Here is a 23,432-nt window from a genome sequence, read left to right as displayed (position 1 = left end):
GTCCATCAAGGGCCCGTGACCAGCGGTCGAACAGTGATCAACACCTCGGGAGATGATCCCACATCCTGAGATACGGCGAAGATCTTGCGGCCGGAACGCCGGATTCCCGCAGATGGTCCGGTCACGTTGTGCCGACCTGAGACGGTTCGGGGGTCACCCGTTATCCGATTTTGACATAGCTGCCCCCCTGAACGGACGAGTCCGAATGGCAGGATGCCGTCAACACACGAGGTCGCGACACCTGAGGGTGTGTGTTCTCGTCGACCCATCGGCAACGCCGCCCATCCGCCGGAGGAACCCACCATGACCGCAAGCACCACCCGCCGCACGACCGCCGCACGTACCCGTTTGGCAGCGGTCGGTGCGATCGCGGTCGCCGGCGCCCTGATTCTCACCGGCTGCGGTGACCAGACGGACAAGAGCAGCAGCAACAGCTCGGGCACGGCCTCGTCCTCGGCTCCCCTCGCCTCCAAGCTTCCCGCCGACATCCGCAAGGCGGGCGTCATCAAGGTGGGCTCCGACATCTCCTACGCGCCCGTCGAGTACATGAAGGACGGCAAGGCCGTCGGCATCGACCCGGACATCGCGGACGCCCTCGGCAAGCAGCTCGGCGTGAAGTTCGACTTCCAGAACGGCAAGTTCGACAACCTGATCGTGGGCCTCCAGGCCAAGCGCTTCCAGGTGATCATGTCGGCGATGAGCGACACGAAGGACCGCGAGAACGGCGTCGACTCCGGCACCGGGAAGACGGTCGGCAAGGGCGTCGACTTCGTCGACTACTTCACCGCCGGCACCTCGATCCTGGTCCAGAAGGGCAACCCCAAGGGCATCAAGTCGCTCGACGACCTGTGCGGCAAGGTCGTGGCCCTGCAGAAGGGCACCACCTCCGAGGGCGTCGCCCGGGACCAGAGCAAGAAGTGCACGAAGAGCGGCAAGAAGCCCATCAACCTGCAGACCTTCGACACCGACCCCGAGGCGCTGCTCCGACTGAAGCAGGGCGCGTCCGTCGCCGACCTGAACGACTTCCCGGTGGCGGCCTACAACGCGAAGACCTCCGGCGGCGGCAAGGACTTCGAGGTGGTCGGCGACCAGATCGAGGCGGGTCCGTACGGCATCGCCGTCAGCAAGGACAACACCCAGCTGCGCGACGCCCTGCAGGCCGCGGTGAGCGCGATCATCAAGAACGGCGAGTACACCAAGATCATGCAGAAGTGGAACGTCACGGACGGCGCGGTGACCGAGGCGAAGATCAACGGCGGTTCCTGAGCCTCTCGCAACGCTGAAAGGCAGTCACCGTGACTGACACTGTCGACAAGGCTCCGGCGTCGTCCGTGCCACCGGAGCAGATCAAGGCCATCCCCGTGCGCCACTACGGCCGCTGGGTGGCCGGCGCGCTGGTCATCGCCATCGTGGTGCTGATCGGCATCGCCTTCTCCAACGCGAACATCAACTACGGCGTCATCCCGGACTATCTCTTCGACCCGGGCATCGTGTCCGGCGCCTGGACGACCTTGTACATCTCGGTGCTCGCCATGCTTCTCGGCGTCGCACTCGGCATCGTCCTGGCCGTGATGCGGCTGTCGTCGAACCCGGTGACCAGCACCGTGTCCTGGTTCTACATCTGGTTCTTCCGCGGCACCCCGGTCCTGGTCCAGCTCCTGCTCTGGTACAACATCTCCCTCGTCTTCCCGATCCTGAACCTGGGCTTCTACAAGAACGAGATGAACCAGGTGATGACGCCGGTCCTCACGGCCCTGCTGGGGCTCGGCCTGAACGAGGCCGCGTACATGTCGGAAATCGTCCGGGCCGGCATCCAGTCGGTGGACGAGGGCCAGACCGAGGCGTCGCACGCGCTGGGCATGACCCAGGGCCAGACGCTGCGGCGCGTGATCCTCCCGCAGGCCATGCGGGTCATCGTCCCGCCGACCGGCAACGAGTTCATCAACATGCTCAAGACCTCGTCGCTGGCCTACGCGGTTCAGCTGCCCGAGCTGATCAAGAAGGCCACGGACATCTCCAGCACCTCGCTGGCAGTCGTCGAGATGTACTTCGTGGCCTGCATCTGGTACCTGTTCCTGACCACGATCTTCAGCATCGTGCAGTACTACGTCGAACGCCGCTACGCCCGCGGTTCGACGCGCAGCCTGCCGGCGACACCGCTGCAGAAGATCAGAGCCAACGTGGCCAAGATGAACCTGTTCTCCCTCTCCAACTGGCGGCGATGATCCATGAACGCAATGGTGAAGGCCGAGGGCGTGCACAAGTCCTTCGGGCCCGCGCACATTCTCAAGGGCATCGACCTCGAGGTGAACCCGCGAGAGGTGTTCTGCCTGATCGGCCCCTCGGGCTCCGGCAAGTCCACCTTCCTGCGGTGCATCAACCACTTGGAGAAGATCAGCGCGGGCCGGCTCTACGTCGACGGCACCCTGGTCGGCTACCGGCAGGGCGGCGACAAGCTCTACGAGCTGAAGGAGAAGGAAGTCGCCGCGCAGCGGCGGGACATCGGCATGGTGTTCCAGCGCTTCAACCTCTTTCCGCACATGACGGCGCTGGAGAACGTCGTCGAGGCGCCGGTCCAGGTCAAGCGCGAGTCCAAGTCGGTCGCCCGCGAGCGGGCGAAGCGGCTACTGGACCGCGTCGGCCTCGGCGACAAGACGGATCACTACCCGTCCCAGCTCTCCGGAGGCCAGCAGCAGCGTGTCGCCATCGCCCGCGCTCTTGCGATGGAACCGAAGCTGATGCTCTTCGACGAGCCGACCTCGGCCCTCGACCCGGAGCTGGTCGGCGAGGTCCTCGACGTCATGCGGGACCTGGCGGAGGACGGCATGACGATGATCGTCGTCACCCACGAGATGGGCTTCGCCCGCGAGGTCGGCGACTCGTTGGTCTTCATGGACAACGGTGTGGTGGTCGAGTCCGGCCATCCCCGCGAGGTCTTGACGAACCCGCAGCACGAGCGCACGAAGTCGTTCCTGTCGAAGGTCCTCTGACCCCTGGGGACCGCCGCTGATCTCTGGGGACCACCGCGAGAGCCGGTGCGGAAGGGCACGTCCCTTCCGCACCGGCTCTCGCCGTCAAAGGCCCCGGGCAGGGGAGGGCCGGCACACGGTCGGCGCCTCGGAGCATCCGCCCCGGCGTCGTCCGCCCCTGCAGCGTCCACCCCGGTGTCGTCCAGCCCTGCAGCGTCCACCCCGGCGTCGTCCACCTCGGCATCGTCCGCGCAGCGCTACTTCAGCGCCAGCAGCACGGTGTCCGACGGCGAGCACCACACCGCCCGCGCCTCCTCGAACCCCTTCTCCCGCAGCACACGCGCGTGCCACCGCGCCGACGGCATGTCGCCGTCCGCGTGGTCGCCGTAGATCTCGAAACGGCGGGCGGTCGGGCCGGCGAGGACGGGGTCCTCGGCGGCGAGCTGCCACCACTCCGCCCAGTCGAGGGCGCCGTCGCGCATCGCCCGGTCCATGCGTGCGTGGCGCCGGATGCGCTCGGCCACGTTGATCCGGGGCGTGGTCTCGTCGATCATGTGGTCGGCGTTCATGAAGACGCCGCCGTGCCGGACGAGGGCCGCGACCCGCCCGTAGAGGGCGGCCAGGGGATCGCTGCGCAGCCAGTGCAGGGCCGTGGCGGTGAGAACCGCGTCGTACGTCCCGTACGGCAGCCGCGCCGGCCAGTCCGGGTCCGTGAGGTCGGCCTCGACGAAGGAGACCCGGTCGTCGCCCTCGAAGGTGCCGCGGGCGATGGCGAGCAGCGCGGGGTCGAGGTCGACGCCGGTGCTGGTGGCCTTCGGGAAGCGGCGCAGCAGCCGGGCCGTGATGCTGCCGGTGCCGCAGGCGAGGTCGAGGACGCGCGGTTCCGAACCGACGCAGGCCTCGACCATGTCGAGCATGACGCGGAACCGCTCCTCCCGGTCCGGCATGTACCACTCCTGTTGCCGGTCCCAGCTCTCCTGCCACGCCTGCCAGTCCGTGCCCGTCCTACCGGTTCCGGTCGTGGTCGTCATGGAATCCCCTCTCCCCACACCCGCGTAATACCCTGGGAGCGTAAGCAGCCGTTACCTCTTCCCGCACACGACCATAGAGCGCCTCCGTAAGGACTACAAGTGGAACTGGCCTATTACTCGGACTACGCCGTACGCCTCGTCAACAGCGAGGAACCGGCCCGGGGCAAGGACTCCCTGACCTCGGTCGAGGCCGTCCGCGAGCTCTTCGGCGTCAACCAGTCGGCGGCCCGGCGCGCCACCGACGCCGACGTGACACGGTTCCGCTCGGTCCGCGCGCGGCTGAGGTCCGTGTTCGAAGCGGCGGACAAGGGGGACGAGACGCTGGCCGTGGACCTGCTCAACTCCCTGCTGCTGGAGTTCCCGGTGAGCCCGCAGATCTCGGGCCACGACCACCGCGACGACGACGGCCGCCCGCTGTGGCACATGCACCTGGCCGACCACCCGTCGAACGCGACCGCGGGCTTCGCGGCCATCGCCGCCATGGGCCTGGCATTCCACCTGACGGAGTACGGCGTCGACCGGCTGGGACTGTGCGAGGCCACGCCGTGCCGCAACGCCTACCTGGACACCTCGACCAACCGCTCCCGCCGCTACTGCTCCGACCGCTGCGCGACCCGCGCGAACGTGGCCGCCTACCGCGCCCGCAAGCGCCTGGCCGCCGACCGGTCCGGCAGTACGGGCCTGGCGGCCGACAGCACCCAGCGGGCGAGCGCGAACGGCGAGCGCTGAACGCCCTTGAGCGGCCGGTAGCGGAACCGGACCTTGCCCAGCACCAGCTCCTCGGGCACGGTCCCGTAGTCCGTGCTGTCGCCGCCCGCGTAGGAGTTGTCGCCGAGCACCCACCAGCCGCCGTCCCGGCGCTCCGCCGCGCGCTTGACGACGAGCAGGTCCTGCTGGAAGGGATGGCGCAGAATGATCACGTCCCCGGGCCTGATCCGGGCCCCGTAGTGCACCACGAGGCGGTCCCCGTGGTGGAGCGTGGGCACCATGGACGGGCCGGTCACCTCGGCCGTCCCGAAGGGCAGCAGCGCCCGCCCACGCTCGATCTCCTGCGACAGCTCCGGCATACCCGGCACCTCCCCGGTACGTTCCTCCACCAGTCTCAGTCTGACCCCGGACTTTTGTACTAAGCCCGTGGGGGCACTCGCGAATTCGGCTCCTCCAGGGAGTAATGTCGCACCTGAGAAGACGATCACGAGGAAGGAATGCTTCATGCTTTCCCGCCTGTTTGCCCCCAAGGTCAAGGTCAGCGCACACTGCGACCTTCCCTGCGGTGTGTACGACCCGGCCCAGGCCCGCATCGAGGCGGAGTCCGTGAAGGCCATCCAGGAGAAGATGGCCGGCAACGACGACCCGCACTTCCAGGCGCGTGCCACCGTCATCAAGGAGCAGCGCGCCGAGCTCGCGAAGCACCACGTCTCCGTGCTCTGGAGCGACTACTTCAAGCCCCCGCACTTCGAGAAGTACCCGGAGCTGCACCAGCTGGTCAACGACGCCCTGAAGGCCATCTCGGCCGCCAAGGGCTCGACCGACCCGGCCACCGGCCAGAAGGCCCTGGACTACATCGCCCAGATCGACAAGATCTTCTGGGAGACCAAGAAGGCCTGAGCGAAGGCCTGTTCCCCAGGACCGGCGATCGGTGCACCATCGCGGGCCCACGGGCACCTGAAGGGGCCCGGCCGACACCTCGGCCGGGCCCCTTCGTCACGGTGAGGCCGTCCGGCGGCCGGGGGACGCGGAGGCGGGCGCAGGCCGCGGCGGACACGGCTCCGGGGCCAGGCGTGTGCCGCGGCCGGTGCCGGGCCGGTGGGGGCCGTGCGATGCTGACGTGGTGAACCGTGAGGATCTGGTACGGCTGCGCAGGGCGCGCGACCGCATGGACCGCGAGTACGCCGAGCCCCTCGACATATCCGCCCTCGCCCGCACCGCTCTGATGTCACCGGGGCACTTCCAGCGCAGCTTCCGCGCCGCCTACGGCGAGACCCCGTACGGCTATCTCATGACCCGCCGCATCGAGCGCGCGAAGGCGCTGCTGCGGCGCGGCGACCTCACGGTGACGGAGGTCTGCCTCGCGGTCGGCTGCACGTCCCTGGGCTCCTTCAGCGCCCGCTTCACGGAGCTGGTGGGCGAGACACCGAGCTCCTACCGGGCCCGCTCGCACGAGGAGAGCGCGGAGATCCCGCCCTGCGTGGCCAGGGCCTACACGCGCCCGAGACGGGCACAGCACCCGTGACGACCTTAGGTTGGACTCATGGACCTGAAACTGAACAACTGTTTCATCGCCGTCGACGACCATGACAAGGCCGTCGCCTTCTACTGCGACGTCCTGGGTCTGGAGATCCGCAACGACGTCAAGTACGAGGGGATGCGGTGGGTGACCGTCGGTTCGCCGCTCCAGCCGGACGTGTCCATCGTCCTGGAGCCGCCCGCGGCCAACCCCGACCTCTCCCCCGCCGACCGGGACGCGATGGAGCAGTTGCTGGCCAAGGGCATGCTGCGCGGGGTCAACTTCACCACCGAGGACTGCGACGCCCTCTTCGCCCGCGTCCGGGAATCGGGCGCCGAGGTGATCCAGGAGCCGACGGACATGCCCTACGGCGTCCGGGACTGCGCCTTCCGCGATCCGGCGGGGAACATGCTGCGGTTCATGCAGCGCGCCGGCTGAGCGCGCGGGACGCCTCGCGTCAGCCGTCCGACCGGGCCGTCCGCCCCAGCAGACAGCGCTGTCCGACCGGGCTCAGGGTCAAGGTCAGGGCCAGTGCCAGTGCCAGGCTCTGCGTGGCGGCCGACTCGTACGCGGCCGCCGACTCGTACGCGGCCGCCGACTGGAAGGCGCGACGGGCCCCGGCCCGGAAGCCCGCGCGCCTGAGCGCTCCGGGAGGCGCCGCGGACCGGGTTCTCGACCTGCGGGACGGGGTCAGGGCCGCGGCGGGGCCGTCCGACCGGGGTCCTCACCGGTCTCGTCGGCCTCACCGGTCTCGCCGGCCTGCTCGCCGTCGCTGACGCGGGCCCCGCAGCCGGGATCGCGGCACGGGCCCGCCACCCAGCGCGGCACCCACGCGCCCAGTGTCTTGTAGCGCCTGATCACGGTCTCCACGGGCTGTCCGCACACCGGACAGACCGGTTGCGAGCTGTCCATCCCCTCAGCGTAGGCCGGTCGGCGCGGGCCCGCGCGGGTGCGGACGGGCCGCGCCGTCGCCGGCGACGGCGTCAGCCGGGGAGGTGCGGGTCAGGCGCGCGGCTCGCGCCACATCGGCCACATCTGCGGACCGTCGGGGAGGTCGAGGGGGCGCCCCGCGAGAGTGAAGCCGAGGCGCTCGTACAGCGCCCGGCTGCGGGGGCTGCTGGCCTCGAGGTAGGCGGCCAGGCCCTCGCGGTCGCAGCGGTGGAGGACGTGCCGGACGAGTGCCGTGCCCAGCCCCTCGCCCTGGCGCTCGGGCGTCACGCCGATCATCCAGAGGTACTCGTGGGCGCGCCCGGCGGGGTGGGCCTGCGCCGTCAGCCGGCCGATCAGCTCGACGCGTTCGTTCCCGGGGTCGACGGCCTCCCGGAGCCGGGCGAACTCCTCGTCGCCGCCGCCGTGCTCCTCGGCGGGCACCGACAGCCACAACGCGCACGCGCTGCCGTCCTCGGTGACGTCGATCCGGCCCTCTTCCAGCACGATCGCGGTGAACGCGGCCATCAGCCTGTGGTGCGTCGTACGGCGGTACTCGTCCCCGGGAAAGACCCAGCCGCTGACGGGATCGTCCTGGAACGCCTCGTCCAGCAGCCGCACGACCAGCTCCCGGTCCCGCTCGCCCGCCGTGCGGATCGCAACGCCCATGCCCCGTCCTCCACCTCAACCGACGTCAGCCGTACGGTAGTTGAGCCTATACGGGCCGGTTCGGCGAGTCCGCTCGAGGGACGCCCGAGGGGCCCGCCGGAGGGCACCGGAGGCGGGCCGGACCTCAGGTGACCTGGGACAAGCCGACGAAAGCCCCGGAAGGCTCAGGAAAGCCCGGGAGGCCCAAGAGCCCAGGAAGCCCGGGAAAGGGATGGCGGGCCCCGCACACCGTGGGGAGGTGCGGGACCCGCCGGGCCGGAGCCACGGTGGCCGTGCGGGGTCAGGAGCCGCACGGCCCCGGCGGGCTCCGGGGTCTTCTTCACTGCGGTCAGGTGCAGCGGTCAGGTGCTGCGCCGGGTCACGAACTCCAGCAGCGCGAGCAGTCCGCCCGCCTCCGCCGGGTCGGCCACCGCCCGAGACAGTTCGGCCATCGCGCGGGCCATCCGGTCGGCGGCCTGGGCCTGCGCCCAGTCCCGCCCGCCGGCCCGCTCGACGGCGAGCGCCGTCCGCGCGATCTCCTCCTCGTCCTCCTTCTCGTACGGCACCGCATACAGCGCGGCCAGTTCGGAGGCCGCCGGGGTGCCCGAGGTGAGCGCGGCGACCACCGGCAGGGACTTCTTGCGGGCTGCCAGGTCCGCGCCCGCGGGTTTGCCGGTGCGGCGCGGATCGCCCCATATGCCGATGACGTCGTCGATGAGCTGGAAGGCGAGCCCGGCCTCGCGGCCGAACGCGTCCAGCGCCTCGACGTGCTCGCGTGACGCCCCCGCGTACAGCGCGCCCAGCGCGCACGCGCAACCGATCAGCGCGCCCGTCTTGGCCTCGGCCATGGTCAGCACCTCGTCGAGGGTGACCTCGCCGGGGCCGCGCCGCTCCAGCGCCGTGTCCGAGTGCTGGCCCGCGCACAGCTCGACCACGCAGGCCGCGATCCGGGCGGCAGCCGGGGCGGACGCCGGGTGCGGGTCCCCGGCGAGCAGCCCGAGGGCCAGGGCCTGCAGGGCGTCCCCGGCGAGGATCGCGTCGGCGTCGCCGAACACCGTCCACGCCGTGGGCCGGTGCCTGCGGGTGGTGTCCCGGTCCATCACGTCGTCGTGCAGCAGCGTGAAGTTGTGCACCAGCTCCACCGCCGCGGCCGCCCGGACGGCGGCCTCGCGCGCCGCCCGACCGCCGAGCGCGCTCGCCGCGGTGAGGACGAGCGCGGGGCGGATCGCCTTGCCCGCGTTGCCCGCAGCCGGGGTGCCGTCCGCGTGCTCCCAGCCGAAGTGGTAGAGCGCGATCCGGCGCATGGAGCCGGGCAACGAGTCGATGGCGGCGCGCAGTTCCGGGTCGACGGACGCCCGCGTGCGCTCGAGGATCGCCGCCGCCTCGTGTCCGTCGGACGGCGGGGTGGCCCGGGTGCGCTGTCTCGCCTCCGTGAGGAACTCGGCCATGGGATCTCCCTCGGTCAGTCCGCGGACGGTGGCGCTTCCGCTCCGGCTGGGCGCGTACGACCGGGATCTACCCACGCCGATGGGCCCGGACACGGCCTGAAGGTGCCGAAACGTCACCTCCAGCGGCCGATCTCGACGTTCTCCAGGACCCCGAGCGCGTCCGGCACCAGGACCGCCGCCGAGTAGTACGCCGTCACCAGGTACTTGATGATCGCCTGCTCGTTGATGCCCATGAAGCGCACGGACAGGCTCGGCTCGATCTCGTCCGGGAGGCCGGCCTGCTGCAGCCCGATCACGCCCTGTTCGGCCTCGCCGGTACGCATGGCGATGATCGAGGTCGTGCGGGCCTCGGAGACCGGGATCTTGTTGCACGGGTAGATCGGCACACCGCGCCAGGTCGGGATGCGGTTGCCCGCCACCTCCAGGGTCTCGGGGACGAGTCCGCGCTTGTTCAGCTCGCGGCCGATCGCGGAGATCGCGCGCGGGTGGGCGAGCAGCATCTTGGTGCCGCGGCGCCGGCTGAGCAGCTCGTCCAGGTCGTCGGGGCCGGGCACGCCGTCGTGCGGCTGGAGCCGCTGGTCGTACTCGCAGTTGTGCAGCATTCCGAACTCGCGGTTGTTGATGAGCTCGTGCTCCTGGCGCTCCTTCAACGCCTCGACGGTGAGCCGGAGTTGCTGCTCGGTCTGGTTCATCGGCTGGTTGTACAGGTCGGCCACGCGCGAGTGAATGCGCAGCACGGTCTGGGCGATGCTCAGTTCGTACTCGCGGGGCCTCGCCTCGTAGTCGACGAAGGTGTGCGGGATGTCCGGCTCGCCGCTGTGGCCCGCGGCGAGTTCCACGGCCTTCTCGCCGTACTTGTTGGTGCGCTGCTCGGGGATCGAGCGCAGCTGCTGGAGGTGCTCACGCAGCGAGTCGGAGCGCTCCGCGACCTGCTCGACGTCCTGCCGGGACAGGCTCAGCACCGTGCAGGCGGTGTCCGCGCGTGCCGTGTACTCCCAGATGGCGTCCGGGTCGAGCAGCGCCGCTTCGCCGAAGTAGGCGCCGTCGGCGAGCACTCCGAGCACCGCGTCGTCGCCGTAGGGACCTGTGCCGATCTTCTCGACCCTGCCGTGCGCGAGCAGGTGGACCTCGTCGGACCGGCTGCCGAACGAGGCGATCACGGAGCCCGGCGCGAACTCCTGCTGCCGGCAGCGCTGGGCGAGTTCCGCGAGCACCTCCTCGTCCTCGTACGACCGCAGTGCGGGCAGTTCGCCGAGTTCCGCGGGGATGACCTCGACGCGGTCACCGGTCTTCACGAACGTGATGCGGCCGTCCCCCACGGCGTAGGTCAGTCGCCGGTTGACCCGGTACGTTCCGCCCTGGACGTTGACCCACGGCAGCATCCGCAGCAGCCAGCGCGAGCTGATCTCCTGCATCTGGGGCGCGGACTTGGTGGTGGTGGCCAGGTTCCGTGCGGCGGCCGTGCCGAGACTCTGCTGCGGCTTGCCCTGCTCCGTACGGACCTCTTCGCCTACCGACATATGAGAATTGCCCTCCCGGTCTTGCGGCGACGCGGACGGCGCCGTGCATCGCGACTTGCACGGACCAGCCTTCCATCACGGAGCGTGCTGGTGCTATTACACGAACGAGCGGGGTTGGATCTTCGCACCGCTGGGCAAAAATGGGACTTCCGCCCAGCCGTGCCACGCCCGGGCGTCGCACGCCGAATGGCCGGATCCAGCCCCTCCCGCCGGCAACCATGTGTGACCGACTACTTACTTTCGGTACAACCCCGAACACGGAGGGTCGCGTCGGGCGGCCGTCGGCACAGCACGAAGGAGGCGGTCATGGCCACACCCATGTCCGCGGGAAGTCTCCTGGCCGGCCTGCGGGCAGAAGGCCTCACGGTCGTCGAGGTCGGCAACTGGAGTCATCACAATCGCAACCACAAGGGGCCGTGGGGCCCGGTGCACGGCGTCATGATCCATCACACGGCGACGAGCGGCGGCCCCCGCAGCGTCGAGCTGTGCCGGGACGGCCGCACCGGCCTGCCGGGCCCGCTGTGCCACGGAGTGATCACCAAGGACGGCAGAGTCCACCTGGTCGGCTACGGCCGCGCCAATCACGCCGGCCTCGGTGACGACGACGTGCTGCGCGCCGTGATCGCCGAGCAGGCGCTGCCGCCGGCCAACGAGGCGAACACCGACGGCAACCGCTACTTCTACGGCTTCGAGTGCGAGAACCTCGGCAACGGCAAGGACCCCTGGCCCGAGGCCCAGCTGGCGGCCGTCGAGCGGACGGCCGCGGCGGTGTGCCGGCACCACGGGTGGACGGAGCGGTCGGTGATCGGTCATCGGGAGTGGCAGCCGGGGAAGGTGGACCCGCGGGGGTTCACCATGGCCTGGCTGCGCGGGCGGGTGGGGGAAAGACTCAGGCAGCCGGTGTGCGGCGGCGCCGGTGCGGGCGCGACAATGCTGCCGTGAGCAGCCCCGACGTCCCCGACCTCGCCGCCCTGGGGCCCCGGCTGCCCTCACCCGTGCAGGAGGTCCGGGACGAGCGCTTCTCCCGGCGGGGTCTCCGCCTCCTGCTCAAGCGCGACGATCTCATCCACCCGGAGCTGATCGGCAACAAGTGGCGCAAGCTCGCGCCCGTTCTCGCCACCGCGCACGGCCGTACCGTCCTCACCTTCGGCGGCGCGTACTCCAACCACCTGCGCGCCACGGCCGCCGCGGGCCGCCTGCTCGGGCTGCCCACGGTGGGCGTGGTGCGCGGGCAGGAGCTGGCCGACCGACCCCTCAACCCCTCCCTCGCCCGGTGCGCGGCCGACGGCATGCGGCTGCACTTCGTCGAGCGGTCCGCCTACCGCCGCACGACCGAACCGGCCGTCCTCGCGCGCGTGCTGCGCGCGGCCGGCGCCGAGGACGCGTACGTCGTCCCGGAGGGCGGCAGCAGCACCGAAGCCGTACGGGGCTGCCGGGCCCTGGGCGAGGAACTGCGCGAGCGCGCCGACGTCGTCGCCCTCGCCTGCGGCACCGGCGGCACGCTCGCCGGGCTGGCCGCGGGGCTGGCCCCCGGTCAGCGCGCGCTCGGCGTGCCCGTCCTCAGGGGCGGTTTCCTGACCGCCGACATAGTGGACCTGCAGGAGCGGGCGTTCGGCGGCCGGCGCGGCGTCTGGACCCTCGACGACCGCTTCCACTTCGGCGGTTACGCCCGCGCCCCGGCCTGCCTCGACGCCTTCGCGGAGGACTTCGAGAACCGCCACGGCCTCCCGGTCGAACGTCTCTATGTCGCCAAGTTGCTGTACGGACTTGTCGCCCTCGCGGAAGAGGGCGCCTTCCCGCACGGGACGACGGTGGCGGCCGTGATCACGGGGCGGCCCTTCCCATAGGCCCGCGCCGCTCAGCCCTGTGCCGTCTCCCGGTAGGCCGCCGCCTCCTCCAGGTCCAGCCGGCGCAGCAGCGTCCGCAGCATCTCGTCGTCGATGTGGCGGCCGTCCCGCAGTCTCACGAACATCGCGCGCTCGGCGCCGATCATCTCCCGGGAAAGGCGGCGGTAGGTGTCGTCGACCGATTCGCCGGTGACCGGGTTGACCTGGCCGAGGCGTTCCCAGACGGCGTTGCGGCGGCGCTCCAGGACCTGGCGCAGGCGGTCGGCCAGCGGCGGCGGAAGGGCGTTGCGCTCGTCGGTGAGGAGTTCGTCCAGGCGCCGCTCGGCGACGCGGGAGGCCTGCGCCTGGGCGTTGGCCTCCGCGAGGGTCTCGGCCTGCGCGTCCCGGCCGGGGAACTTCAGCAGGCGGATCACCGGGGCGAGGGTGAGGCCCTGCACCACCAGGGTGCCGATGACGGTGGTGAAGGTGAGGAAGAGGATGAGGTTGCGCTGCGGGAAGGGGCCGCCGCCGTGCACGGTGAGCGGGATCGAGAAGGCGATGGCCAGCGAGACGACGCCCCGCATGGCGGCCCAGGACGTCACGATCGGTCCTCTCCACGTCGGGTTGTCCTCGCGCTCCCTGATCCGCGCGGAGAGCAGGCGGGGCACGAAGGTGCCCGGATACACCCAGACGAACCGGGCGACGACGACCACGAGGAAGACGGCCACCGCGTACCAGGCGGCGTCGACGCCCTGGTACTCGCCGAGGCCCTTGAGGACGACCGGCAGCTGGAGGCCGATGAGCGCGAAGACCGCGGACTCCAGGACGAAGGCGACCACCTTCCACACCGCCTCCTCCTGAAGGCGGGTGGCGAAGTCGACCTCCCACGCGCGGTGCCCGATGTAGAGCGCGACGACCACGACGGCGAGGACGCCGGAGGCGTGCACCTGCTCGGCGACGGCGTAGGCGACGAACGGGATCAGCAGGGACATGGTGTTCTGCAGCAGCGCCTCCTTCACATGGGTGCGCAGCCAGTGGATCGGCGCCATGAGGACCAGCCCGACCGCGACGCCGCCGACCGCCGCCAGCAGGAACTCGCCGATGCCGCCGATCCAGGAGGCGCCCTCGCCGACGGCTGCCGCCACCGCCACCCGGTACGCGGTGATCGCGGTGGCGTCGTTGAGCAGCGACTCGCCCTGGAGGATCGTGGTGATCCGGGACGGCAGCCCCACCCGGCGGGCGACGGCCGCCGCCGCGACCGCGTCCGTGGGCGCCACCACGGCGCCGAGCACCAGCGCCGCGGGCAGCGGGAGCCCCGGTACGACGAGATAGGCGATCCAGCCCACGACGAAGGTCGCGAACAGCACGTACCCCACCGACAGCAGCGCCACCGGCCGCATCGTCGCCCGCAGGTCGAGGTAGGAGCTCTCGACGGCCTCCTTGTGCAGCAGCGGGGGCAGCACCAGGGGCAGCACGATCTCCGGGTCCAGCGTGTAGTCCGGCACGCCCGGCAGGTAGGACACGGCGAGCCCCACCGCGACGAGCAGCAGCGGGGCCGGCACCGGGGTGCGCCGGGCGGCCGCGGCGATCGCGGTACTGCCCGCCACCAGCAACAGCAGTGGCATCACGTCCATCGTCCTCGCCCGCCCTCGTTTTTCCGCGCGGCCATCCGCACACCCGTCGTAATCTGGCAATCATGAAACAGTGCACGCACGCCGACGCGCTGCCAGACCCGCAACCCGGTCCGCTCAGCGAGACGTGCGAGGAGTGTCTGCGCGACGGCACCCACCCGGTCCAGCTGCGGCTCTGCCTCACCTGCGGCCATGTCGCGTGCTGCGACTCCTCGCCGAACCGGCATGCGACGGGGCACCACAAGGACACCGGCCACCCGATCATGCAGACCTTCGAGCCCGGCGAGAACTGGCGTTGGTGCTTCGTGGACCATGTTCTCGTGTGACCCTGGACAGCCGGGGAGCGTTCCGTGGGCCGGACGGTTCGACCGTCTGACGTCTGGGTACGTCAACCCGGCGCGCGTTCTTCCCAATTGGAGCCGCAGACCTCTAGACACGGAGCGTATTCGCAGTTTTACTGTGAGTGACGGCAAGGGTTGGGGTCCCGGGGACAGGTAACTTCAGAGCGCGATAGCGTCACCGCTGAAGACCCATCGCGTTATCCCGGGGGGCGACCCTCGGCCCCGATTAGCTTGTACCCACCTTGGAGGTGAGGGTGTCCCAGATCGCAGGCGAGCCCGCGACCCAGGACTTCGTGGAAGTCCGGCTGCCGGCTGCGGGTGCCTACCTGTCGGTGCTGCGTACGGCGACTGCCGGCCTCGCGGCCCGCTTGGACTTCACCCTCGACGAGATCGAGGACCTTCGCATCGCGGTGGACGAGGCCTGCGCGATCCTGCTCCAGCAGGCCGTGCCCGGCTCGGTGCTCAGTTGCGTCTTCCGGCTCGTCGACGACTCGCTCGAGGTCACCGTCTCGGCCCCGACCACGGACGGCCACGCCCCCTCGCGGGACACCTTCGCCTGGACCGTCCTGTCCGCTCTCGCGGGCAAGGTCTCCTCGGCCGTGGACGAGGACAAGACCGTTTCGATCAGCCTCTACAAACAGCGCGGCGCGGGACCCGGGCCGGCGTGAGGACAGGGGACGGGCCGGTGCGTGACGAAGAGCGCGGCACACGAGAGCTGCCGCCCGAGGGCACAGGCGGGTCCCGACGCGTGCGGGACGTCGCCGGCGGCACCGAGGGGATCGACGGCATTCCCGAGCAGGCCCGGCCGCATCCGGAGGACGACTCCGCGCGACCCGCCGCCCCCCAGGACGGGCGGCGAGGACGGGACGGTGCCGCGCAGAGCACGCCTCCGGCCGGGCAGTACGGGCTCGCCCCGGTCCGTGGGGGTGCCCCCGCTCGAGCGAAGCCGAGTGCGGGGGAGGAGGCAACGGCTCGGGGAAGGGCGACGGGCGGGACGATGAGCGAGCACGAGCGAAACGCCGAGGGCGACGGTCAGGACCAGCCGAGCGTGCGGCAGGCCGCACAGCACGACGCACAGGACCGCAGCGGAGCCCGCGCGATGTTCGTCGAGCTGCGCGAGCTGAAGGACGGCAGCCCGGAGTACGCGGAGCTGCGCAACAAGCTGGTCCGCATGCACCTGCCGCTCGTCGAGCACCTCGCGCGCCGCTTCCGCAACCGCGGCGAGCCGCTGGACGACCTCACCCAGGTCGCCACCATCGGCCTGATCAAGTCGGTCGACCGCTTCGACCCGGAGCGCGGCGTGGAGTTCTCGACGTACGCCACCCCGACGGTCGTCGGCGAGATCAAGCGGCACTTCCGCGACAAAGGCTGGGCGGTGCGGGTGCCGCGGCGGCTGCAGGAGCTGCGCCTGGCGCTCACCACGGCGACCGCCGAGCTCTCGCAGCAGCACGGCCGCTCCCCCACGGTCCACGAACTCGCCGAGAAGCTGTCGATCTCGGAGGAGGAGGTCCTGGAGGGCCTGGAGTCGGCCAACGCCTACTCCACGCTGTCGCTGGACGTCCCCGACACCGACGACGAGTCGCCGGCGGTCGCGGACACTCTCGGCGCGGAGGACGAGGCCCTGGAGGGCGTCGAGTACCGCGAGTCGCTCAAGCCGCTCCTGGAGGACCTTCCGCCCCGGGAGAAGCGCATCCTGCTGCTGCGCTTCTTCGGCAACATGACCCAGTCGCAGATCGCCCAGGAGGTCGGCATCTCCCAGATGCACGTCTCCCGGCTGCTGGCGCGCACACTGGCCCAGCTGCGCGAGAAGCTCCTGGTGGAGGAGTAGAGCGCCGGCGGAAGCGGGACTACCGCTCGCCGTCCCGCGCACGGCCCGGGCCCCGGATCCCGAGGGCCTGGGTCGTGGCGGGATTGATCAGCAGGACGAGCGCGACGACGGCGACGACCGCGATCGCGATGCCCGCCGGGATGGCCACGCTGTCCGCCCGCAGCAGGTTGTAGGCCACCGGCAGCGCCATGATCTGCGTGATGACGGCGGGACCGCGGCTCCAGCTGCGCCGGGCGAGCAGCCCGCGCGCGGCCAGCAGCGGGAGCAGGGCGAGGACGACGAGCGTGATTCCACCGGTGACGGCGGACTGCCGGTCGTCCGGGTTCCCGGTCAGCCCCTCGACCAGCATCCAGACGCCCCCGGCGAGCAGCGCCGCCCCCTCCAGACCGGCGAGGGCCGCGGCATACGTCAGGCGGCGCGGGCGGGGAGCGGCCGCTTCCTCTTCCTCGGTGGCGGGGGTCTTCTCACTGGTCACCCCTGAAGGGTAGCGCCGGGGACACCGGCCCCCCGGGGGCAGGTCGAGCGAGGGACCCGTGGCGAGACTCACGCCCCCATCTCTTACCTGATCCCTACCTCGCGCTGTGCCGGGTACTTCCCAGTAGGTACCCTGCCCTTCATGCGTGCACTTCTCGTGGTCAACCCAGCTGCCACCACCACAAGCGCACGTAGGCGCGACGTCCTGATCCACGCCCTGGCGAGCGAGATGAAGCTCGACGCGGTCACCACCGAGTACCGCGGCCACGCGCGCGACCTCGGTCGGCAGGCGGCGGACAGCGACGACATCGACCTGGTCGTGGCCCTCGGCGGCGACGGCACGGTCAACGAGGTGGTCAACGGCCTGCTGCACGCCGGCCCCGACCCGGAGCGCCTGCCCCGGCTCGCCGTGGTCCCCGGCGGTTCCACCAATGTCTTCGCCCGCGCCCTGGGGCTGCCCAACGACTCCGTCGAGGCGACCGGCGCGCTGCTGGACGCCCTGCGCGAGGGCAGCGAACGCACCGTCGGCATGGGCATCGCCGCCGGCACGCCGGGCACCGAGGACGAGGCGGTGCCGGCCCGCTGGTTCACCTTCTGCGCGGGGCTCGGCTTCGACGCGGGCGTGGTCGGCCGGGTGGAGCAGCAGCGCGAGCAGGGCAGGAGATCCACGCACGCCCTTTACCTCCGACAGGTCCTGCGGCAGTTCCTGCGGGAGCCGCACCGCCGGCACGGCACCATCACCCTGGAGCGGCCGGGCGAGGACCCCGTGACCGATCTGGTGCTGTCCATAATCTGCAACACCTCGCCCTGGACGTATCTGGGCAACCGTCCGGTGTACGCGACGCCTGAGGCCTCGTTCGACACCGGCCTCGACATGCTCGGTCTCAGCCGTATGTCGACGGTCTCGGCTGCCCGGTATGCGACCCAGTTGCTCACTTCGTCCCCCGAGCGCGGCGCCCGGGGAAAGCACGCCGTGACGCTGCACGACCTGGACCGGTTCACCTTGCATTCGAAGGTGCCTCTGCCCCTTCAGATGGACGGCGACCACCTGGGAGTGCGCACCAGCGTGACGTTCACAGGCGTACGCCGTGCACTGCGTGTGATTGTGTGAGCAGAAAGGGCTGAAGTCCTTTCACTCGAACGTTTAGGCCAGGATCCACCCCATGGAAGTACGGCTGTGACCTAGTCGACACCGAGGAATCAAAAAAAACTTTTCGGAAGGGGTTGTATCCGCCGCTGAGGTTTGCGAGTCTCTACGTGGCGGTCGGGACAGCTCGCAACACCAGCGTCTCCAGACCACCGGAACCCCTCTTCATTCCACAGGACCACGCCGGGGAAGACCCGGCGGTAGGCCCTTCACTTGTTGAGGGATTCGTGAAAGCGTTCACATTCACAAGCAACCCGCATGTAATACCAAGGAGAGGTAGCAGCCATGGACTGGCGTCACAACGCCGTTTGCCGCGAGGAAGACCCCGAGCTCTTCTTCCCCATCGGCAACACCGGTCCTGCGCTGCTGCAGATCGAGGAAGCCAAGGCCGTCTGCCGTCGCTGCCCCGTCATGGATCAGTGTCTGCAGTGGGCGCTCGAGTCCGGTCAGGACTCCGGCGTCTGGGGTGGTCTCAGCGAGGACGAGCGTCGCGCGATGAAGCGCCGTGCCGCCCGCAACCGGGCCCGTCAGGCCTCCGCCTGACACACCCGCCCCGCAACAGCCTGAGCTTGGCGGCGCGTACAGCGAGTGCGCATCTCCCGCCCCCGAGCCGCAGCGCGCAGTACCCCCGATGCGCAGCACAAGCTGGCAACGAGCATGTCAGCCCCGGACCCCATGGTCCGGGGCTTCTTGCTGTACGCGCCCGGGCCGGGCACCGCCGGGGCCGAGGAAGACCCGTACCCGGCGGCCTACTTGTCCGTCTGCACCGGCACGTCCAGGATCACGCGAGTGCCGCGCTCCGGTGCCCGGACCATGTCGAACGTACCGCCCAACTCCCCCTCCACCAGGGTCCGTACGATCTGCAGGCCGAGGTTGCCGGAGGTGTGCGGATCGAAGCCCTCGGGGAGGCCGACGCCGTCGTCCTGGACGGTGACCAGGAGACGGGCCTCCTTGGAGGTGCCCCCGCGGATCGCGGAGACCTCGACCGTGCCGGTGTCGCCCTCACGGAAGCCGTGTTCGAGGGCGTTCTGCAGGATCTCCGTCAGGACCATCGACAGCGGGGTGGCCACCTCGGCGTCGAGGATGCCGAAGCGTCCGCTGCGCCGGCCGGTGACCTTGCCCGGGGAGATCTCGGCGACCATCGCCAGCACCCGGTCGGCGATGTCGTCGAACTCCACGCGCTCGTCCAGGTTCTGCGAGAGCGTCTCGTGCACGATCGCGATCGAGCCGACGCGGCGGACCGCCTCTTCGAGCGCCTCACGGCCGCGGTCGGACTCGATGCGCCGGGCCTGCAGGCGCAGCAGCGCGGCGACCGTCTGGAGGTTGTTCTTCACCCGGTGGTGGATCTCCCGGATGGTCGCGTCCTTGGTGATCAACTCGCGCTCGCGGCGACGCAGTTCGGTGACGTCGCGGAGCAGGACCAGCGAGCCGATGCGGGTGCCCTTGGGCTTGAGCGGGATCGCGCGGAACTGGATGACCCCGTCGTGCGCCTCGATCTCGAACTCGCGGGGCGCCCAGCCGCTGGCCACCTTGGCGAGCGCCTCGTCCACGGGGCCGCGGGTGGGGGCGAGTTCGGCGGTGGTCCTGCCCAGGTGCTGGCCGACGAGGTCGGAGGCGAGGCCCATGCGGTGGTAGGCGGAGAGCGCGTTCGGAGAGGCGTACTGCACGATGCCGTCGGCGTCGAGGCGGATCAGGCCGTCGCCGACGCGCGGCGCGGCGTCCATGTCCATCTGCTGGTCGGGAAACGGGAAGGAGCCGGCCGCGATCATCTGGGCCAGGTCCGAGGCGCTCTGCAGATAGGTCAGTTCGAGGCGGCTCGGGGTGCGTACGGTCAGCAGGTTGGTGTTGCGCGCGATGACGCCGAGGACGCGCCCGTCCCGTCGTACCGGGATCGACTCGACCCGGACCGGAACCTCCTCGCGCCACTCCGGATCGCCCTCGCGCACGATCCGTCCCTCGTCGAGCGCCGCGTCCAGCATGGGTCGGCGACCGCGGGGCACGAGGTGGCCGACCATGTCGTCCTGGTACGAGGTGGGGCCGGTGTTGGGGCGCATCTGGGCGACCGAGACGTACCGGGTGCCGTCGCGGGTGGGGACCCACAGGACGAGGTCGGCGAAGGAGAGGTCGGACAGCAGCTGCCACTCCGAGACCAGCAGGTGGAGCCACTCGAGGTCGGAGTCGTCGAGGGCGGTGTGCTGGCGGACCAGTTCGTTCATGGAGGGCACGAGTGTGAGCGTACCTGGCGGTTTGTACCGCTCCGAAATGTGCGCGGCCCCCGGGAACACCCGCGGGCCGCGGCGCCTGGGAGGGACCCTCAACCCTCCCGGCACCGCAGCCCGGAGCAACAACGGCCGCGGGGTGTGCGGTCCCGGTCGGCCGAAGGATGAGGACCCGGGGCAGTCAGGGCAGAGAGCTCCGGTTCCTCCGTCCGTCCTCCTGTGCGGGGAGGACGGAAGCTCGCTTGCTTCGCACGCTGGACTCGAGTGCTTCTACGCAATTGTGGACTAGACCACTCCGTGTGTCCATGCGTTGAAGGCTGTTTGTTGTTGTCGTTCCGCGGTCGCGGCGACTACTCGGACGTCCTGGCATCCAGCAGGCAGCCTAACCCGTGTGGGTTCGTGTGCGCGGCCAGATCGCCATGGCAATTTCGGCGAGTGCCTCGAGTTCCTCGCGGCTCGCGCCGTCGCGCGCCTGCTGGGACATGCCCTGGAGGACCGCTCCGGTGTGCCGGGCGAACGCGGTGGCGTTCGTGCCGGCCGGCAGCACGCCTGCCTCGATGTCCGCCTTCGTACGACTCTCGAAGGCGGCGAGGTCGGCCCTGCGCCGCTCGCGCAGGGACGCCTCCACCTCGGGGCTGGAGCAGTTCGTGGCCGCGTGCAGGACGAGGCAGCCGTGCGGACGGCCCGGGGCGGTGTACGCGGCGGCGGCCTCGCGCAGCAGCCGTTCGACGGCCGTGCGGGCCGTGGGCTCCTCGGCCAGGGCGCGGTCGGCGAAGGAGCCGTACCGCGTGCCGTAGGAGATCACGACCTCCTGGAACAGCGCGCGCTTGTCGCCGAAGGCGGCGTACAGGCTCGGTGCGCCGATGCCCATGACGCGGGTGAGATCGGAGACCGAGGTCGCCTCGTACCCGTGCTCCCAGAAGGCCATCAGCGCCTTCTCCAGCGCGGTCTCGCGGTCGAAGGAACGGGGTCGGCCGCGCGGCCTGGCCGCCGCGCCGGCCTTCGCCCTGGTCTCCTCGCCGTCCACCATGGAGTGAATTGTATAGCGGCTGCTAGAGAAATGTCCGGGGGCTCCTGTACGGTCTTTTCTGTAACGACCGATAGGTAAATGAGCGGTCACCGCCGCCGCTCAGTGCGTCTCCGTCACCTTCGCCAGGGCGCGTGGCGCGTCCGGGTCCTGGCCCCGGGCGATGGTGATCTCGTAGGAAAGGAGTTGCAGCGGAAGGATCTCCAGAATGGGCTGGACCTCCTCGGCCACGCCCTCGGTGGGCAGGACGAAGCCGGCCGAGGCCTGCTCGACCTGGCTCCTGGGCCCGACGACGAACAGGTCGGCACCGCGCCCGCGCAGCCGGTCGAGGACGGGCTGAAGCGCCTCGCCGCCCTTGCCGTCGGTGACCACCGCGATGACCGGCGAGACGTTGTCGACCATCGCGAGCGGGCCGTGCAGCAGGTCCGCGCCGGAGTAGGACAGGGCCGGGATGTAACTGGTCTCCATCAGCTTGAGGGCGGCTTCCTTGGCGGTCGGGTAGCCGTAGCCGCGGGAGGTGATGACCATGCGTTCGGCGAAGCGGTAGCGGGCGGCGAGGGCGCGGACCTCGTCCTGCCGGGCGAGCAGCTGCCCGGCGAGCTCCGGCAGGACCTTCGCGGCACCGCCGTCGCCGCCGCGCAGGCCCTCGACGAAGAGGTAGAGGGCGAGGAGGGAGGCCGTGTAGGTCTTGGTCGCGGGGAGCGCCCTCTCCGGACCGGCCATGATGTCGAGGTGGTACTCGGAGACACCGGCCAGCGGTGAGTCGGGGTTGTTGGTCACGGCGAGGGTGATGGCGCCGGCCTCACGGGCGGCGCGGGTGGAGGCCACCAGGTCCGGGGAGCCGCCGGACTGGCTGACGGTGATCACCAGGACGTCGGTGAGGTCGGGGCGGGCGCCGTACGCCGTGGTGGTCGACATCGAGGTCAGGCCGCAGGGCAGGCCGAGGCGGATCTCCAGGAGGTACTTGGCGTAGAGGGCGGCGTTGTCGGAGGTGCCGCGGGCGGTCAGCAGGACGAAACGGGGGGCGCGGGCGGCGATGTCCTGGGCCGTGCGCCGGATCGCGGGGGCGCCCTCCTCCAGGATCCGGTGCAGTACGGCGGGCTGCTCGGCCATCTCGCGGGCCATGATCCGGCCCGGGACGTCGTTGCGGGGGTCCGGTGTCGCGGCGGTCATGCTGGGCTCCTCGGGGTCGGGCTGTTGTGCAGCACCATGCCACTCCCCCGCGCCGAACGGCGCCTGTCCTGGGTGTGTACCGCCGGTACCGGCGGTGCCGCCGGGAAGGAGGGTGCCGTCCGTTCCATCTGTGCCGCGCGGGGCCCCTCCTGTTAGATTGGTCTAAACCACACAGCCCTTCAGATCGGCAGGCCCAGCGTGGAAGTTGTCATCGTTCCGGATGCCAAGTCGGGCGGCGAGCTCATCGCCGAGGCCATGGCGCGGCTTTTGAGGCGCAAGCCCGAGGCGCTGCTCGGGGTGGCCACCGGCTCGACCCCGCTGCCCGTCTACGAGGCGCTCGCGGCCAGGGTGAGCTCCGGGGCCGTGGACGCCTCGCGGGCGCGGATCGCGCAGCTCGACGAGTACGTGGGGCTGCCGGCCGAGCATCCGGAGTCCTACCGTTCGGTGCTCGGGCGCGAGGTGCTGGAGCCGCTCGGCATCGGCATGGACGCCTTCATGGGACCCGACGGGACCGCCGCGGACGTGCAGAAGGCGTGCGAGGCGTACGACAGGGCGCTGGCCGAGGCGGGCGGGGTGGATCTCCAGTTGCTCGGGATCGGCACCGACGGGCACATAGGGTTCAACGAACCGTGCTCGTCGCTGGCCTCGCGGACCCGGATCAAGACGCTCACCGAGCAGACCCGGATCGACAACGCGCGCTTCTTCGGCGGCGACATCGCGCAGGTGCCGCACCACGTCATCACCCAGGGCATCGGGACGATCCTCCAGGCCCGGCACCTGGTGCTGCTCGCGACGGGAGAGGGCAAGGCGGACGCGGTCGCCGCGACCGTGGAGGGGCCGGTGGCCGCGGTGTGCCCCGCCTCCGCGCTGCAGTTGCACCCGCATGCGACGGTCGTGGTCGACGAGGACGCCGCGTCCGAGCTGAAGCTCGCGGACTACTTCCGGCACACGTACGCCGGCAAGCCCGAGTGGCAGGGGATCTGAGCCGCCGACCGG

At 70.7% G+C, this 23,432-nt stretch carries 26 protein-coding genes; 15 read left to right on the top strand and 11 right to left on the bottom strand.

Features of this window, described 5'->3' with window-relative positions:
* The first annotated feature begins 303 nt into the window (after window positions 1-303).
* Genes ACJ9NR_RS26420 through ACJ9NR_RS26410 form a run of 3 tightly spaced genes read left to right on the top strand, consistent with a single transcriptional unit; the run spans window position 304 to window position 2,990 of the window.
* On the top strand, window positions 304-1,266 hold the full coding sequence (locus ACJ9NR_RS26420) for an ABC transporter substrate-binding protein (protein ID WP_412493413.1): 963 nt from the start codon (window positions 304-306) through the stop codon (window positions 1,264-1,266).
* Between the two features lie 29 nt (window positions 1,267-1,295).
* Entirely contained in the window at window positions 1,296-2,225 is a 930-nt protein-coding gene (locus tag ACJ9NR_RS26415; RefSeq protein WP_412493412.1) for an amino acid ABC transporter permease, read from the top strand.
* Between the two features lie 3 nt (window positions 2,226-2,228).
* Window positions 2,229-2,990 carry an amino acid ABC transporter ATP-binding protein gene (locus ACJ9NR_RS26410; protein ID WP_412493411.1) on the top strand — a complete coding sequence of 254 codons (762 nt, stop codon included), beginning with the start codon at window positions 2,229-2,231 and terminating at the stop codon, window positions 2,988-2,990.
* A gap of 236 nt (window positions 2,991-3,226) precedes the next feature.
* Here ACJ9NR_RS26410 and ACJ9NR_RS26405 read toward each other — a convergent pair whose 3' ends face one another.
* Window positions 3,227-4,000, bottom strand: coding sequence for a class I SAM-dependent methyltransferase (locus tag ACJ9NR_RS26405; RefSeq protein ID WP_412493410.1), 774 nt, complete (start codon window positions 3,998-4,000; stop codon window positions 3,227-3,229).
* Window positions 4,001-4,099: 99 nt separating this feature from the next.
* Here ACJ9NR_RS26405 and ACJ9NR_RS26400 point away from each other — a divergent pair, with 99 nt between their 5' ends.
* Window positions 4,100-4,729, top strand: a complete 630-nt coding sequence (locus tag ACJ9NR_RS26400; RefSeq protein WP_412493409.1) for a CGNR zinc finger domain-containing protein — start codon at window positions 4,100-4,102, stop codon at window positions 4,727-4,729.
* On the opposite strand, the gene sodX is transcribed toward ACJ9NR_RS26400, so the two are convergent.
* Window positions 4,633-5,067, bottom strand: coding sequence for a nickel-type superoxide dismutase maturation protease (sodX, locus tag ACJ9NR_RS26395; RefSeq protein ID WP_412493533.1), 435 nt, complete (start codon window positions 5,065-5,067; stop codon window positions 4,633-4,635). The genes ACJ9NR_RS26400 and sodX overlap by 97 nt on opposite strands.
* Before the next feature lie 145 nt (window positions 5,068-5,212).
* On the opposite strand from sodX, the gene sodN reads away from it, so the two are divergent.
* The 3 genes from sodN (at window position 5,213) to ACJ9NR_RS26380 (ending at window position 6,665) form a co-directional block, all read left to right on the top strand.
* Window positions 5,213-5,608 (top strand): superoxide dismutase, Ni, encoded by a 396-nt coding sequence (gene sodN, locus ACJ9NR_RS26390; protein ID WP_412493408.1) that lies wholly within the window; start codon window positions 5,213-5,215, stop codon window positions 5,606-5,608.
* A 223-nt stretch (window positions 5,609-5,831) separates the two neighbouring features.
* Entirely contained in the window at window positions 5,832-6,233 is a 402-nt protein-coding gene (locus ACJ9NR_RS26385) for a helix-turn-helix transcriptional regulator (RefSeq protein ID WP_412493407.1), read from the top strand.
* Between the two features lie 18 nt (window positions 6,234-6,251).
* Complete coding sequence (locus ACJ9NR_RS26380; RefSeq protein ID WP_412493406.1) at window positions 6,252-6,665, top strand: VOC family protein; 414 nt, start codon at window positions 6,252-6,254, stop codon at window positions 6,663-6,665.
* 252 nt (window positions 6,666-6,917) lie between these two features.
* On the opposite strand, the gene ACJ9NR_RS26375 is transcribed toward ACJ9NR_RS26380, so the two are convergent.
* From ACJ9NR_RS26375 to ACJ9NR_RS26360, 4 genes are all read right to left on the bottom strand, one after another.
* Complete coding sequence (locus ACJ9NR_RS26375; protein ID WP_412493405.1) at window positions 6,918-7,139, bottom strand: hypothetical protein; 222 nt, start codon at window positions 7,137-7,139, stop codon at window positions 6,918-6,920.
* Window positions 7,140-7,229: 90 nt separating this feature from the next.
* The gene (locus ACJ9NR_RS26370) at window positions 7,230-7,823 is read right to left on the bottom strand and encodes a GNAT family N-acetyltransferase (RefSeq protein WP_412493404.1); all 594 of its coding nucleotides are present in this window, start codon (window positions 7,821-7,823) and stop codon (window positions 7,230-7,232) included.
* 341 nt (window positions 7,824-8,164) lie between these two features.
* Window positions 8,165-9,250: a family 2 encapsulin nanocompartment cargo protein polyprenyl transferase gene (locus ACJ9NR_RS26365; protein ID WP_412493403.1), complete on the bottom strand. Its 1,086-nt coding sequence runs from the start codon at window positions 9,248-9,250 to the stop codon at window positions 8,165-8,167.
* A 113-nt stretch (window positions 9,251-9,363) separates the two neighbouring features.
* On the bottom strand, window positions 9,364-10,770 hold the full coding sequence (locus ACJ9NR_RS26360; RefSeq protein WP_412493402.1) for a family 2B encapsulin nanocompartment shell protein: 1,407 nt from the start codon (window positions 10,768-10,770) through the stop codon (window positions 9,364-9,366).
* 306 nt (window positions 10,771-11,076) lie between these two features.
* On the opposite strand from ACJ9NR_RS26360, the gene ACJ9NR_RS26355 reads away from it, so the two are divergent.
* A complete protein-coding gene (locus ACJ9NR_RS26355) occupies window positions 11,077-11,712 on the top strand; it encodes an N-acetylmuramoyl-L-alanine amidase (RefSeq protein WP_412493401.1) in 636 nt (211 codons plus the stop codon).
* Window positions 11,709-12,617, top strand: coding sequence for a 1-aminocyclopropane-1-carboxylate deaminase/D-cysteine desulfhydrase (locus ACJ9NR_RS26350; RefSeq protein ID WP_412493400.1), 909 nt, complete (start codon window positions 11,709-11,711; stop codon window positions 12,615-12,617). Before ACJ9NR_RS26355 ends, ACJ9NR_RS26350 begins: the two co-directional genes overlap by 4 nt.
* An 11-nt stretch (window positions 12,618-12,628) precedes the next feature.
* On the opposite strand, the gene ACJ9NR_RS26345 is transcribed toward ACJ9NR_RS26350, so the two are convergent.
* Complete coding sequence (locus tag ACJ9NR_RS26345; RefSeq protein WP_412493399.1) at window positions 12,629-14,230, bottom strand: Na+/H+ antiporter; 1,602 nt, start codon at window positions 14,228-14,230, stop codon at window positions 12,629-12,631.
* A 62-nt stretch (window positions 14,231-14,292) separates the two neighbouring features.
* Here ACJ9NR_RS26345 and ACJ9NR_RS26340 point away from each other — a divergent pair, with 62 nt between their 5' ends.
* From ACJ9NR_RS26340 to ACJ9NR_RS26330, 3 genes are all read left to right on the top strand, one after another.
* On the top strand, window positions 14,293-14,553 hold the full coding sequence (locus tag ACJ9NR_RS26340; RefSeq protein ID WP_412493398.1) for a UBP-type zinc finger domain-containing protein: 261 nt from the start codon (window positions 14,293-14,295) through the stop codon (window positions 14,551-14,553).
* A gap of 269 nt (window positions 14,554-14,822) precedes the next feature.
* Window positions 14,823-15,236: an ATP-binding protein gene (locus tag ACJ9NR_RS26335; RefSeq protein ID WP_004925829.1), complete on the top strand. Its 414-nt coding sequence runs from the start codon at window positions 14,823-14,825 to the stop codon at window positions 15,234-15,236.
* Between the two features lie 47 nt (window positions 15,237-15,283).
* A complete protein-coding gene (locus tag ACJ9NR_RS26330; RefSeq protein ID WP_412493532.1) occupies window positions 15,284-16,396 on the top strand; it encodes an RNA polymerase sigma factor SigF in 1,113 nt (370 codons plus the stop codon).
* Between the two features lie 19 nt (window positions 16,397-16,415).
* Here ACJ9NR_RS26330 and ACJ9NR_RS26325 read toward each other — a convergent pair whose 3' ends face one another.
* Window positions 16,416-16,871, bottom strand: coding sequence for a hypothetical protein (locus ACJ9NR_RS26325; RefSeq protein WP_412493397.1), 456 nt, complete (start codon window positions 16,869-16,871; stop codon window positions 16,416-16,418).
* A 141-nt stretch (window positions 16,872-17,012) separates the two neighbouring features.
* Between ACJ9NR_RS26325 and ACJ9NR_RS26320 the strand changes: the two genes are divergently transcribed.
* Together ACJ9NR_RS26320 and ACJ9NR_RS26315 are read left to right on the top strand one after the other, a co-directional pair.
* A complete protein-coding gene (locus tag ACJ9NR_RS26320) occupies window positions 17,013-17,981 on the top strand; it encodes a diacylglycerol/lipid kinase family protein (protein WP_412493396.1) in 969 nt (322 codons plus the stop codon).
* 321 nt (window positions 17,982-18,302) lie between these two features.
* Entirely contained in the window at window positions 18,303-18,560 is a 258-nt protein-coding gene (locus tag ACJ9NR_RS26315; RefSeq protein WP_006142322.1) for a WhiB family transcriptional regulator, read from the top strand.
* A 206-nt stretch (window positions 18,561-18,766) separates the two neighbouring features.
* On the opposite strand, the gene ACJ9NR_RS26310 is transcribed toward ACJ9NR_RS26315, so the two are convergent.
* The 3 genes from ACJ9NR_RS26310 to ACJ9NR_RS26300 form a co-directional block, all read right to left on the bottom strand.
* Complete coding sequence (locus ACJ9NR_RS26310) at window positions 18,767-20,242, bottom strand: sensor histidine kinase (protein WP_412493395.1); 1,476 nt, start codon at window positions 20,240-20,242, stop codon at window positions 18,767-18,769.
* 376 nt (window positions 20,243-20,618) lie between these two features.
* Window positions 20,619-21,266 carry a TetR/AcrR family transcriptional regulator gene (locus ACJ9NR_RS26305; protein ID WP_412493394.1) on the bottom strand — a complete coding sequence of 216 codons (648 nt, stop codon included), beginning with the start codon at window positions 21,264-21,266 and terminating at the stop codon, window positions 20,619-20,621.
* Between the two features lie 99 nt (window positions 21,267-21,365).
* Window positions 21,366-22,436: an SIS domain-containing protein gene (locus tag ACJ9NR_RS26300; protein WP_412493393.1), complete on the bottom strand. Its 1,071-nt coding sequence runs from the start codon at window positions 22,434-22,436 to the stop codon at window positions 21,366-21,368.
* A gap of 198 nt (window positions 22,437-22,634) precedes the next feature.
* On the opposite strand from ACJ9NR_RS26300, the gene nagB reads away from it, so the two are divergent.
* Entirely contained in the window at window positions 22,635-23,420 is a 786-nt protein-coding gene (gene nagB, locus ACJ9NR_RS26295; RefSeq protein WP_412493392.1) for a glucosamine-6-phosphate deaminase, read from the top strand.
* The last annotated feature ends 12 nt before the right edge of the window (window positions 23,421-23,432 follow it).

Source organism: Streptomyces sediminimaris (assembly GCF_047049295.1).
GTDB lineage: Bacteria > Actinomycetota > Actinomycetes > Streptomycetales > Streptomycetaceae > Streptomyces > Streptomyces sediminimaris.
This window is presented reverse-complemented; position numbering and strand designations above follow the sequence as displayed.

Coding starts and splice junctions, on each gene's coding strand:
- ACJ9NR_RS26305 (WP_412493394.1), bottom strand. CDS start 21,266: ATGGTGGACGGCGAGGAGACCAGGGCGAAGGCCGGCGCGGCGGCCAGG.
- ACJ9NR_RS26315 (WP_006142322.1), top strand. CDS start 18,303: ATGGACTGGCGTCACAACGCCGTTTGCCGCGAGGAAGACCCCGAGCTC.
- ACJ9NR_RS26360 (WP_412493402.1), bottom strand. CDS start 10,770: ATGTCGGTAGGCGAAGAGGTCCGTACGGAGCAGGGCAAGCCGCAGCAG.
- ACJ9NR_RS26370 (WP_412493404.1), bottom strand. CDS start 7,823: ATGGGCGTTGCGATCCGCACGGCGGGCGAGCGGGACCGGGAGCTGGTC.
- ACJ9NR_RS26405 (WP_412493410.1), bottom strand. CDS start 4,000: ATGACGACCACGACCGGAACCGGTAGGACGGGCACGGACTGGCAGGCG.
- ACJ9NR_RS26410 (WP_412493411.1), top strand. CDS start 2,229: ATGAACGCAATGGTGAAGGCCGAGGGCGTGCACAAGTCCTTCGGGCCC.
- ACJ9NR_RS26345 (WP_412493399.1), bottom strand. CDS start 14,230: ATGGACGTGATGCCACTGCTGTTGCTGGTGGCGGGCAGTACCGCGATC.
- ACJ9NR_RS26300 (WP_412493393.1), bottom strand. CDS start 22,436: ATGACCGCCGCGACACCGGACCCCCGCAACGACGTCCCGGGCCGGATC.
- sodX (WP_412493533.1), bottom strand. CDS start 5,067: ATGCCGGAGCTGTCGCAGGAGATCGAGCGTGGGCGGGCGCTGCTGCCC.
- ACJ9NR_RS26355 (WP_412493401.1), top strand. CDS start 11,077: ATGGCCACACCCATGTCCGCGGGAAGTCTCCTGGCCGGCCTGCGGGCA.
- ACJ9NR_RS26380 (WP_412493406.1), top strand. CDS start 6,252: ATGGACCTGAAACTGAACAACTGTTTCATCGCCGTCGACGACCATGAC.
- ACJ9NR_RS26420 (WP_412493413.1), top strand. CDS start 304: ATGACCGCAAGCACCACCCGCCGCACGACCGCCGCACGTACCCGTTTG.
- ACJ9NR_RS26365 (WP_412493403.1), bottom strand. CDS start 9,250: ATGGCCGAGTTCCTCACGGAGGCGAGACAGCGCACCCGGGCCACCCCG.
- sodN (WP_412493408.1), top strand. CDS start 5,213: ATGCTTTCCCGCCTGTTTGCCCCCAAGGTCAAGGTCAGCGCACACTGC.
- ACJ9NR_RS26375 (WP_412493405.1), bottom strand. CDS start 7,139: ATGGACAGCTCGCAACCGGTCTGTCCGGTGTGCGGACAGCCCGTGGAG.
- ACJ9NR_RS26340 (WP_412493398.1), top strand. CDS start 14,293: ATGAAACAGTGCACGCACGCCGACGCGCTGCCAGACCCGCAACCCGGT.
- ACJ9NR_RS26320 (WP_412493396.1), top strand. CDS start 17,013: ATGCGTGCACTTCTCGTGGTCAACCCAGCTGCCACCACCACAAGCGCA.